Source organism: Hyphomonas sp. FCG-A18 (assembly GCF_045287255.1).
Taxonomy (GTDB): Bacteria; Pseudomonadota; Alphaproteobacteria; order Caulobacterales; family Hyphomonadaceae; genus Henriciella.
Genome location: NZ_CP137142.1, coordinates 667,177 through 677,980, shown reverse-complemented (window position 1 = coordinate 677,980; position 10,804 = coordinate 667,177). Strand labels below are relative to the sequence as shown.

Here is a 10,804-nt window from a genome sequence, read left to right as displayed (position 1 = left end):
TGACGGGACCCCTATCCCGTTGTCGTGTTAAACAGGCCCGTCTCGATAATGTCACCCCATGTAATGAACACGAACAGCGTCAATATCACTACAAGCGCGGCTCGCAACACGTATTCCGTGACCCGCTCGGGCACACGCTGTCCAGTTACGGCTTCGTAAGCACACCCAACAATGTGTCCCCCATCCAGGATCGGGAAGGGCAGAATATTGAAGAATCCGAGACCGATTGAAATCGCTGCGCAAAGCTGCACCATCGTCCAGAACAGATTGGACCAGCGCTGACCAAGTGGAACCTGCTCATTCCCCAGTGTGATATTCACAACGCGTCGTCCTGCATCGCCAATCGCCACGGGGCCACTCAAGGACGCAACAGGCTCATGACCGGTAACAATCCGGCTAAGCATCGTCGTTGTTCGTTCCAGGGTAATTTTAGTCTGAATCACGCCCTTATAGAGCCCTGTGAAGGGGCCAACTTGCTCAAACTCAATCGTCCCGGCCATGGGGAGCGGGACAATGCCGATTGTCCCTTGCGGTACAATCTGACCTAACGCATTCGGGCGTGTAACGCGGATTGGCGTCACCGAAGTTTCAATCAACTCCCCATCTCTGCGCAAAGTCATATCGAGTGACCGCCCTGAAGAAATCGATGTCACTGCCATTAAATCTTCAACGGTGCGCAGGCGTTCACCCTCCAGGTGCGTGATCACATCGCCAACTTCGAAACCCGCTTCGGCGGCGGGCATATCCTCGCTAACCCCAGCAACTGCGACATCATAATACTCAACACCGCGCAGGCTGAAGAACATCGCAAACAGCAGAATCGCGAGGATGAAATTCGCTAAAGGCCCGGCAACCGAAATGAACGCTCGCTTTCCCGGACCAATCTCATAATAGGCCTTACCAATCGGGCCTTGTTCAACCTTACCAACATCATTTGGCAACTGGCTCTCGCCAACAAATTTCACGAAACCACCCAGCGGAATCCAATTGATTCGCCAGCGCGTATTACGCTTATCCTTGCGCTCAAAAATCGATTTACCAAAGCCGACTGAGAAGGATTCAACAGCAGCCCCGGCCCAACGCCCAGCCCAATAATGACCAAGCTCATGAATCGTGACAACCACGCCAAGCATGAAGGCCAGGCTCAGGATAAATAGCGGCCCCTGACTGAGTATCTCGCCCAAGCTTTACACTCCCTCGTGGCGTACCGCCGCTTCTCTCACAAGCGCCCGCACCAATTGCCTCGCTTCCGTGTCCAATGCCATGACAGCCTCTACACTGTCTAATGGTTCTGACACCTGTGTCTTGGTACAAAACCGCTCAAGCGCTTCTGCGACAACCCAGCTTATGTCGGGAAAACGACATTGGCCCGCAAGAAATGCAGCTACCGCGGCTTCGTTAGCACAATTTAATACCGTTGGTGCGCCGCCGCCCATCCGCAAGACCTCGCGGCACAGGTTAATCGCTGGGAAGCGTTCGGTATCGGGAGCCTCAAAATCAAGCCTGGCCAAAGCCGGAAGATTCAGCCGCTTTGCTGGCCCGGGCTGGCGCCGCTCCGGCCAGCTTAAGGCATGGGCAATCGGGGTCCGCATATCCGGCTCACCCATCTGTGCCAGAACCGAGCCATCCCGATACTCAACCAGTGAGTGGACAATCGATTGGGGATGAACCACCACATCAATCATATCCTCCGGCATATCGAACAGATACGCCGCCTCGATCAGTTCCAGGCCCTTATTGAACAAGGTGGCGCTATCGACCGATATCTTCTGCCCCATATCCCAGCGCGGATGCGCCAAAGCGTGCTCTGGGGTCATATCGCGCAATTGCTGAAGCGGTGTCTCCCGGAATGGCCCACCCGATGCTGTCAGGATAAGGCGCTCAACATCCTCGCGTCGTTCCATGACCTGAAACATCGCATTATGCTCGCTGTCGGTCGGAACGATGGCGACGCCTTTGCCTTCGGCGAACCGCTTGAGAAGCGGCCCAGCGCAGACCATGCTTTCCTTATTGGCCAGCGCGACGGAGTTGCCCGCTTCAATCGCGGCAAATGTTGATGGCAATCCAGCAATGCCAACAACAGCAGCCAAGACTCGGTCCACTGGGCGGCGCGCGGCATCGCAAACAGCCTCTTCCCCGCTGGCCGTTTCGATAGATGTCCCTTCGAGCAGCCCCTCAAGCGCCTTATGTCTCCCTTCAGCCGCCACGACGACCCGCTTCGCCCCTACTAAAACAGCCTGCTCCGCCAGCGTTTCAACATCGCTTCCGGCAACCAGTGTATCGACCTCGTAGACCGGATAGCCCGCAACCTGATTGGCGTGCCGGATCACAGAAATAGCCGATTGTCCGATGGAGCCAGTCGACCCGATAATCGTTATGCGGCGTGGCTCGCTCATCCATCAAGCCCTAGATAGCGGGCCAAAAAAGGCAACAAATACAACATGATAACCGTCACAACACAGACAATTCCTAAACCATCCACGCGGTCCATAACCCCACCATGTCCAGGGATTAAACCGCTAGCATCCTTAACCCCATAACGCCGCTTGATCCGACTCTCGACCAAATCGCCCATTTGCGCAAATACTGAGATCAGGAACCCTACAATCAGCCAGACTGGCAGACTCCCCCCCGTAATCCGCGCCGCCAAAGCCCCGCAAAGCGTCGTAAAAATCACAGCCCCAACCGCCCCACTCCACGTCTTTGACGGGGATTCCGGCGTCAAAGGCGGGCCGCCAAAACCGCGACCTGAAAAGTAGGCTGCAGAGTCCGACCCCCAAACCATGGCCATAACAATAAGAGCTGCCGCAGCACCATCCCATTGCCCTTCGCGCAACAGATAGAGCGCCATAGGCATACCGCTGACATAGGCGAGGCCGAAGCTGGACGCCATTCTTTCACGCGCCAGCGGATGCAGACCTCCGGCCAACACAGCGCACATGATCAAAGCGCCCAAACCAATCAAAGGGCCAATCAAAACAGCCAGCAGGACAGGCAAGATGGCTAAAGGCAGGAAGGATTTCATCAATGGTGATGCGCTCATCCGCACCCATTCATAAGCCATCGCCAAAGCAAACAAGACGCAACCAACACCAAGCCACGCGCCGCCTCGCCAGACGACGAACAGGCCGAAGGGTATCAGGATCGCTGCTGAAACGAGACGCAGTGCAAGATCACCCTGACTGCGTTGCACAGGCGCTGTGGCCATGACTTCAGGCTGCTCCTGAGGCAAGACCGCCGAACCGACGCTCACGTGCCATATATGTTTCAATCGCCTCACGCAGATGCGACTCACCAAAATCGGGCCACAGGACGTCCATGAAAACAAGCTCTGTATAAGCCGCCTGCCAAATCAGGAAATTGCTCAAACGGGATTCACCGCTGGTTCGGATCAGGAGGTCCGGGTCAGGCAAATCAGACGTATCCAGAAACTGCTCAAACGTATCTTCGTTCAAACTGTCAGGGTCTAGCTTTCCCTCCAACCCGGCCTTGATAGCGGCTTGCGCGGCCCGGACAAGCTCCTCACGCCCACCATAGTTGAAGGCAATACAGAGATTGAACTTTGCATTATCTCGCGTTCTCTGCTCGGCACGCTCAACCAAGGCCAGAATATCCGCTGGTAATCCGGCCCGTGTTCCGAGCACACGGATACGGACCCCTTCACGAGTAAGTCGATCAAGATCACGTTTCACATACGCCTTGAGGAGCCCAAACAAGGCGCTGACCTCAGACGCCGGGCGCCGCCAATTCTCCGTCGAAAAGGAAAACACGGTCAGCGTTTCCAAGCCGAGCTTTTGCGCGGCCTCAACAGTTCGCCGTAATGCTTCAACACCGCGCTCATGTCCAACCGCCCGGGGCAACCCTCGCGAGGTCGCCCACCGACCATTGCCATCCATGATGATGGCAACATGGCCAGGACGGCTCACATCATCGCCATTACTGGCTGTAGGGGCAGGCGCAGCAGACATTAGACCTGCATAATCTCCTCTTCTTTTGCTTTCAGGGTCTCATCGACCTGTTTCACAAAAGTATCGGTCAATTTCTGGACTTCATCAGAAAGACGCTTGAGCTCATCTTCGCTGATCTCGCCATCTTTTTCCATTTTCTTGATCGCATCCATGCCATCGCGGCGAACATTGCGAACCGCAATACGCGCAGATTCAGCATATTTGCCTGCGACTTTCGTCAGCTCAACCCGGCGTTCTTCGTTCAGCGGCGGGATCGGAATCCGCAGGTTCTGCCCATCAACAACCGGGTTCAATCCAAGGCCCGCATCGCGGATCGCGCGGTCAGCAGCACCGACCAGACCCTTGTCCCAGATGTTCACCGCCAACATGCGCGAATCCATGACCGTGACAGAACCAACCTGGTTCATCGGTACATTCGAGCCGTATGCCGGAACCTGTACGGTATCGAGCAAGTTGATAGAGGCACGGCCAGTACGCAGTCCCTGTAATTCAGACTGGAGCGAGTTAATCGCCCCATCCATACGCCGTTCAAGATCTTTTTTATCGTAACTCATTGTCTGGCCTCACTCTGCCGAAATCACTGTGCTTGGACCCTCGCCCTTTAGCACGCTTTGTAATGCACCTTTATTGTGCAGGGAGAAAACCACAATCGGTATGTTTGTGTCACGCATAAGGCTCACAGCGGACGCATCCATGACACGCAGGTTTCGGGCCAGAACATCCTGATAATCCAGCGTGTCATAACGCTGTGCATCCGGATTGGTCTTTGGGTCTGCGGAATAAACCCCGTCCACCTGCGTCCCCTTTAGCATGGCTTCACAATTCATTTCAGCTGCCCGTAATGCGGCACCAGTATCAGTTGTGAAATACGGGTTACCCGTACCGGCTGCGAAAATAACCACGCGGCCTTTCTCCATGTGGCGGATGGCGCGCCGGCGAATAAACGGCTCGGCGACCTCATCCATACGCAAGCCGGACTGCACACGGGTTGGAACCCCAATGGTCTCCAGCGCATTCTGCATCGCCAAAGCATTCATAATGGTTGCCAGCATGCCCATGGAATCCGCTTGCGCACGTTCCATACCATTGGCTGCGCCAGCAAGGCCGCGGAAGATGTTTCCGCCACCGATAACAAGGCAAATCTCAGCCCCCTCATCCCGCGCGGCTTTGATCTCTTCGGCAAACTTCAAGCAGGTCGGCATATCAATGCCGTATTCCGTGTCCCCCATCAGGGCCTCACCAGAGATTTTCAACAAGACCCGTTTGTATTTTAGGTCACTCTTGCCATCATCTTCGCCTGCCATGACACGTCACTCCCGCTGATTTCTATCGCGCATAAAAGATTCCCGGCCACCTGTCATGGGTAGCCGGGAACCTGAACTTCAATTTTCAGCCAATTAGCTGTTGGTCATAGAGGCAACTTCGGCTGCGAAATCGTCTTCAGCCTTCTCAATGCCATCACCCAGTTTGAACATCTTGAAGCCAACCAGCTCAGCGCCAGCATCCTTCAGGAAGGCACCAACAGTCTGGTCAGGGTTCATGACGAAAGCCTGCTCTACAAGGACAACTTCCTTGTAGAATTTCTTGATCCGGCCTTCGATCATTTTCTCAATGACGTCGGCTGGCTTGCCGCTTTCTTCAGCCTGCTCAGTCAGAACCTGACGCTCACGCTCAACCAGAGCCTGATCCAGATCATCAACAGACGCAGCCGCTGGTGACATCGCAGCGATGTGCATTGCAACCTTACGGCCTGCATCGCTCAGGTCACCAGAACCGTTCAGCGCAACCAGAACACCAATCTTGCCCATACCTTCAGCTTCAGCGCCGTGAATATAGGACGCAACTGTGTCAGCCTTGACTTGCTCAGCACGGCGCAGAGCCATGTTCTCACCAATCACCGCAACAAGACGCGTGATCATGTCAGCAACAGTGCCTTCGCCGTCTGGTGAAGGCGCGCCAGCGAGCGCTTCAGTGGTGCCGTCAGTTGTTAGGGCGATGCCTGCAACGTCACGCACAGCAGCCTGGAACTTCTCGTTACGGGCAACGAAGTCTGTCTCGGCATTGATTTCAACCAAAGCGCCGGTCTTGCCATCGTCAGAGACAACAGCGGCAACCAGACCGTCTGCCGCTGTACGGCCAGACTTCTTGGCGGCCTTGGACAGGCCTTTGGCGCGCAGCCAGTCAACAGCGGCTTCCATGTCGCCATCGCTTTCGACAAGCGCTTTTTTAGCATCCATCATGCCGGCGCCAGTGCGGTCGCGCAGGCCTTTGACGAGGGCAGCAGTAATCTGAGCCATCGGGAATTCCTTCCGTGAAAAGGTCGTTTAAGCTTCGGTTTTTTCTTCTGTTGCAGTCTCAGCCGCTGCGTCTTCTGCTACAGCATCTGCTGCCGCCAAATCCGCTTCGACGAGCGCATCAATATCTTCTGCGTCACCAAGATCAATGCCCAGCGCACCAGAAGATTCGGCCAGACCATCAAGGACAGCGTCAGCAACCAGGTTACAGTAGAGCGAGATCGCACGAACCGCATCATCATTACCCGGGAATGGGAAATCAGCCGCTTCTGGATCACAGTTTGTATCAACAACCGCGACAACCGGGATACCCAGCTTGCGGGCTTCCTGAATGGCGATCGACTCTTTGTTTGTGTCGACGATAAAGATCAGGTCCGGCAGGCCGCCCATATTGGCGATACCGCCCAGCGCCTTGTCCAACTTATCTTTTTCGCGGTCAAGGTTGAGCAACTCTTTCTTGGTCAGACCAGACTGGTCCTTGTCGGCCAGCAGCTCTTCCAGCTCACGCAGGCGCTTGATCGACTTGGAAACGGTTGCCCAGTTGGTCAGCGTACCGCCAAGCCAACGGAAGTTCATATAGTACTGCGCGCAGCGCTGTGCGGCTTCAGCAATCGGCTCAGCGGCCTGACGCTTGGTACCCACGAACAAAACCCGTCCGCCCTTGGCAACCGTATCGCGTACCTTAACCAGTGCTTGGTGAAGCAGTGGAACAGTCTTTGAGAGGTCGAGAATGTGAATGCCTGAGCGCGCGCCATAGATGTATTGTTTCATCTTCGGGTTCCAGCGGTGGGTCTGGTGGCCGAAGTGTACACCTGCTTCAAGCAGCTCACGCATGGTGAATTCTGGCAATGCCATATCAATTTTCCTTCATCCGGTTATCCGGCACGGACCGTAATCGAAGCCTCACGGTGAGACCTCAACACCGGATGGTCCGCGCATCGGGGGTTGAAGCCGCGCTTATACAGATTTTGAGCTTTGCCGCAACAGGCTGCTTTCAGCCCGCTTAAGCCGCTTCCTGATCCACGCGGGCAACGCCTGGAGCAGACTTAAGCGCCCGCAAGGCTTCAAGCCCTGTCGCATAGGTGTCAGGCAAGCGCAGTGTCACCGATGCCCCATTCTCAACCGGCAGATAAACATGGATGGCGCCGCGCTCTGGTCCCGGACTGCTTTTAAGACGCGCTGCAATCCCGGCGAGTTGGGCAATGTCGGCCCCCTGCTCAAGACGAACACAAAGCGCGGAAGCCTTTTTGGCAATTCTGGCCTGCTCGATGGGCTGTACCTTTTTCAAGGACAAACGCATATCATCATCCTTGAAGCGGACCTCAGCGGTGATCGCAACGGATTGCCCAACCGCAATCTGTTCGCGCACTTCCATAAGAGTTTCCGGCATCACCATAAGCTCAATCTCGCCGGTTGGATCCGACAAGGTCAGGAACGCAAATTTACCCCCATTGCGCGCCGGTTTCTCTGCGCGCTGGCGCACCACACCAATCAATTCAAGACTGGTCTTGCCACGGGCCGTATCGGCAATATCCATCGCCAGTGTCACGCGGCCAGGTTCAAGGGTTTCCAGGACATCATCAAGCGGGTGCCCAGAGAAGTAAAAACCAATCGCAGCAAACTCTGCATCAAGTTTGTCTTGCATATTCCACGGACTAACCTGCGGCAGTGTTGCCCGCATTGCGGGTTCAGCCTCACCAAATAGGCCACCCTGCCCACCCGCGCGATCTTCTGCGGCTGCAGCACACGCCGCAGATAAGGTCGGGGCGGCCGCAAGCACGCGGGCGCGATTAGTTTCTAACGCATCAAACCCGCCAGCCTTTGAAAGCTGTTCAATACACTTCTTGTTGACGTCCTTTGGATCAACCCGTTCAGCAAAATCGTGAAGGTCTTTATACGCGCCATTCTGTTCGCGCTCGGCCACAACCATCTTCATGGCTTCCGGGCCAACACCTTTGAGGGCACCAAGCGCATACACAACCGCATCACCGCGCACATCAAAATCTGCGGATGAAACATTCACATCCGGGGCAATCATCGGAATGTCCAAACGCTTTGCTTCCTGGAAGAAAGCTGCAAGCTTATCTGTATTGTGCAGGTCGAGGCTCATCGAGGCAGCCAGGAACGCAACAGGGAAATGCTGTTTGAGATAGGCGGTATGGTAGCCGATCAAGGCATAGGCCGCCGCGTGGGATTTGTTGAAACCGTAGCCCGCGAACTTCTCCATCGTGTCGAAAATTTCGTTGGCAAGCGGGGCCTCAATGCCCTTCAACTCATTCGCACCTTTGAGGAAGCGCTCACGCTGGGCGACCATTTCTTCAAGTTTTTTCTTACCCATGGCGCGGCGCAACAGGTCGGCTTCACCAAGCGAATAACCAGCAATTTCCTGCGCCATCCGCATCACCTGTTCCTGATAGACCGGCACGCCATAGGTGGCCTCCAGGATCGGCTCGAGATCAGGATGCTGATACTTGATCGTCTTGGGGTCTTCCTTCCCTGCGACATAGACAGGAATATTGTCCATTGGCCCCGGTCGATAAAGCGAGATGATCGCGATCACGTCTTCCAGATTGCCAGGCTTCACCTTGCGCAGCGTATCGCGCATGCCCTGCCCTTCGAGCTGGAACACACCCAAAGTGTTACCCGACGCCATCAGCTCATAAGTCGCCGGATCATCGAGACTATACCATGCCGGACTAACATCCTGCCCGTCACGTCGAATAAACTTCAATGCCCGATCAATCACGGTCAGGGTTTTCAGGCCCAAAAAGTCAAACTTTACGAGACCCGCAGACTCTGCCCATTTCATATTGAACTGTGTGGCCGGAAGGTCAGCGCGAGGGTCATTGTAAAGGGGGACCAGTTCGGTCAATGGGCGGTCACCAATCACCACCCCCGCTGCGTGGGTTCCCGCGTTCCGATACATGCCCTCAAGCGCCAGAGCCGTATCAAGCAGTTCGCCAACGCGCGGATCTTTATCCTTCTCCTCATCAAACTTGGGTTCGTCGAGGATCGCATCTTTCAGCTTGGGTGGATTAGCCGGGTTAAACGGGATGAGCTTGGCCAGTCGATCAACCTGACCGTAAGGCATCTGCATGACCCGGCCGACGTCACGGACCACAGCCTTCGCCTGCAAGGTTCCGAAGGTGATAATCATCGCAACGGATTCCGCGCCATACTTATCGCGGACATAGCGAATGACTTCGCCGCGCCGTTCCTGACAGAAATCGATATCAAAGTCTGGCATGGAAACCCGTTCCGGGTTGAGGAACCGCTCGAACAGGAGGTCAAAGCGTAAAGGATCAAGGTCGGTAATGGTCAACACCCAGGCGACCAGAGATCCCGCACCAGACCCCCGTCCCGGCCCAACCGGAATATCCTGCTCCTTCGCCCATTTGATAAAGTCAGAAACGATCAGGAAGTAGCCGGGAAAACCCATATTCCCGATAATCCCAAGCTCATAATCAAGCCGTTCAAAATAGGTTTCGCGGTCCGCATAGAGTTTTGGCGCCGCCTCAAGGCGCGCCTCAAGGCCCTCCTTTGCCTGCAAGGTCAGCTCTTCCAGCTCAGACCGGGAACCATCCCCGAAATGGGGCAGGATCGGGCTGCGCTTGTGGGATCGTACGGCGCAGCGGCGGGCAATTTCAGCCGTCGTCTCAATCGCCTCTGGCAAATCAGCAAACAGGACGCGCATCTCATCCGCGGTCTTGAGGTACTGCTCAGAAGCCACTTGCGGGCGATCATCCTGTCCAAGATAGGCCCCATTGGCGATACACATCATCGCATCATGAGCTTCGGCATCACCCGCTTTCAAGAAACGGGCATCATGGGTCGCGACAATGGGCAGGTTCAGATCATAGGCGAGCTGTAGCAGACCCGGTTCACTGGCGACCTCATCAGGGGTACCATGACGCGTAATCTCAACATAACATCGTCCAGGAAAGGCCTCCGCAAGCTCCTTTAGTGCTGCTTCGGCCAAGTCTATCTTACCGCGCAAGACATGGCGAGCGACCTCGCCCTCAGCGCCGCCAGTCAGGGCAATCAGGCCATCGGTTTTCTCAGACAGATACTTCTTGTGAATGCGCGGCACGCCGTCTTCTGCATCAAGATAGGCATAAGACGAGAGCGCCATCAGCCGCTCATAGCCAGTCTCATTCTGGGCATAAAGGGATAACCGCGAAATCGTTTCATCATGGGCGCCATCAGTCACGTCAAAACAGACCGCCATGATCGGCTGCACACCCGCGCCCGCGAGAGCCTCGGACAATTCAAGCGCGCCAAACATGTTGTTATGATCAGTCACCGCCACAGCGGGCATACCCTGCTCGACACACCATGCGGTCAAGGTTTTCGTTCCGATCATGCTTTCCAGCAGGGAAAAGCTGGTTCGAACCGCCAGATGCACAAATGGGCTATCCGCCATGCTTTAACCTCCGCCACAGAACTGCTTAGACAAAACGCCGATTCCGTCTCAACGAACCAGCCCCGCATGTCCTCTCAGGCTTAGCTGTAGCACAAACCATAAAAGAACAAAAGAAGAAC

The 10,804-nt window shown here is 55.4% G+C and carries 9 protein-coding genes; all 9 read right to left on the bottom strand.

The window, feature by feature from the left end:
• Positions 1-11: 11 nt before the first annotated feature.
• Positions 12-1,184, bottom strand: coding sequence for a M50 family metallopeptidase (locus RYZ27_RS03350; RefSeq protein ID WP_406680945.1), 1,173 nt, complete (start codon positions 1,182-1,184; stop codon positions 12-14).
• Between the two features lie 3 nt (positions 1,185-1,187).
• Positions 1,188-2,396 carry a 1-deoxy-D-xylulose-5-phosphate reductoisomerase gene (gene dxr, locus RYZ27_RS03345; protein ID WP_406680944.1) on the bottom strand — a complete coding sequence of 403 codons (1,209 nt, stop codon included), beginning with the start codon at positions 2,394-2,396 and terminating at the stop codon, positions 1,188-1,190.
• The gene (locus RYZ27_RS03340; RefSeq protein ID WP_406680943.1) at positions 2,393-3,253 is read right to left on the bottom strand and encodes a phosphatidate cytidylyltransferase; all 861 of its coding nucleotides are present in this window, start codon (positions 3,251-3,253) and stop codon (positions 2,393-2,395) included. Before RYZ27_RS03340 ends, dxr begins: the two co-directional genes overlap by 4 nt.
• The gene (locus tag RYZ27_RS03335) at positions 3,213-3,968 is read right to left on the bottom strand and encodes an isoprenyl transferase (protein ID WP_406680942.1); all 756 of its coding nucleotides are present in this window, start codon (positions 3,966-3,968) and stop codon (positions 3,213-3,215) included. Before RYZ27_RS03335 ends, RYZ27_RS03340 begins: the two co-directional genes overlap by 41 nt.
• Entirely contained in the window at positions 3,968-4,522 is a 555-nt protein-coding gene (frr, locus tag RYZ27_RS03330; RefSeq protein ID WP_406680941.1) for a ribosome recycling factor, read from the bottom strand. Before frr ends, RYZ27_RS03335 begins: the two co-directional genes overlap by 1 nt.
• Before the next feature lie 9 nt (positions 4,523-4,531).
• Positions 4,532-5,272, bottom strand: coding sequence for a UMP kinase (gene pyrH, locus RYZ27_RS03325; RefSeq protein WP_406680940.1), 741 nt, complete (start codon positions 5,270-5,272; stop codon positions 4,532-4,534).
• A 93-nt stretch (positions 5,273-5,365) separates the two neighbouring features.
• Positions 5,366-6,265, bottom strand: a complete 900-nt coding sequence (tsf, locus tag RYZ27_RS03320; RefSeq protein ID WP_406680939.1) for a translation elongation factor Ts — start codon at positions 6,263-6,265, stop codon at positions 5,366-5,368.
• A 27-nt stretch (positions 6,266-6,292) separates the two neighbouring features.
• Complete coding sequence (gene rpsB / locus RYZ27_RS03315; protein ID WP_406680938.1) at positions 6,293-7,117, bottom strand: 30S ribosomal protein S2; 825 nt, start codon at positions 7,115-7,117, stop codon at positions 6,293-6,295.
• Positions 7,118-7,265: 148 nt separating this feature from the next.
• Entirely contained in the window at positions 7,266-10,685 is a 3,420-nt protein-coding gene (gene dnaE, locus RYZ27_RS03310) for a DNA polymerase III subunit alpha (protein ID WP_406680937.1), read from the bottom strand.
• Between the last annotated feature and the right edge of the window lie 119 nt (positions 10,686-10,804).